1 pseudogene is annotated in these 1031 nt (G+C 47.3%); it reads left to right on the plus strand.

Going from position 1 to position 1031, the window contains the following annotated elements:
• A pseudogene (locus R7Q47_RS26635) lies at positions 1–1031 on the plus strand (ATP-dependent DNA helicase DinG); the annotation flags it as partial.

Here is a 1031-nt window from a genome sequence, read left to right on the forward strand (position 1 = left end):
TAGCGATGTTTGAGACCAAGCCAAGGAAAAAAGACATTGAATTACTGGAAACCATGTATCGCTCACTCGCTCAAGGGAAATGGGATGGTGACCGCGACGCTTGGCCTAAACCTATAGACGACCGCATCTGGCAATTGATTGTCAGCGACAAACACAGCTGTAATAACAGTTTGCCAGGTCACAGAGGGTGCCCGTTTCAAAAGGCTCGCTCTGAGTTAGATAAAAATGACGTGATCATCGCGAATCACTCTCTCGTTATGGCTGATGCTGACTTAGGTGGTGGCGTAATCTTACCAGAGCCAGAAAATACGATTTATGTCTTTGACGAAGCTCACCACCTGCCTCACGTCGCCCGTGATCACGCTTCAGCATCCGCGAGTTTAAAAGGCGCAGCAGCGTGGCTAGAGAAGCTGAATCAGTCAATCAGTAAATTTTCATCACTGGCTGATGAGAAACGCGTGGCTCGATTCCGCAATGACTTGCAGGACTCGATGCAAAACTTAATACCTGCGCTCACTCAATTGACTAAACAGTTCGACCCATCTCAGTTTGAAGAAGGCATCTACCGCTTTGAACATGGCGAACTGCCTACTTGGCTAGAAAACCAATCTAAAGAGCTAAAGCAGTTCAGTAAGAAAGCAAACCAAAGCGTCGCGAAAATCGCCGATCTTATCGCAGAAAGAGTCAAAGATGGCGAACTCGCGGCAAGATTGGCCGAGCCTGCGCTCGCTGAACTAGGTTTCTATATTCAACGACTAGAGAACCTCGCTCAAGTTTGGCATTTAATGGCAGAGCCAACACGAGAAAAAGGAGCGCCTTTAGCGAGATGGCTAGAAACTCACCCCGATCGTGAAGGCGATTTTATTGTGAGTGTCTCCCCTCTTGAGATTGGATGGCAGCTAGACCAACAGATTTGGAGTCGTTGTATTGGTGCCGTATTAGTTTCAGCAACAATGCGAGCGTTGAACTCTTTCCACTATTTTTGCCATCAAGTAGGCATTGATGGAAAGCCAGAATCTGGGACTCAGTTT

The organism is Vibrio sp. Vb0349 (genome assembly GCF_033338975.1).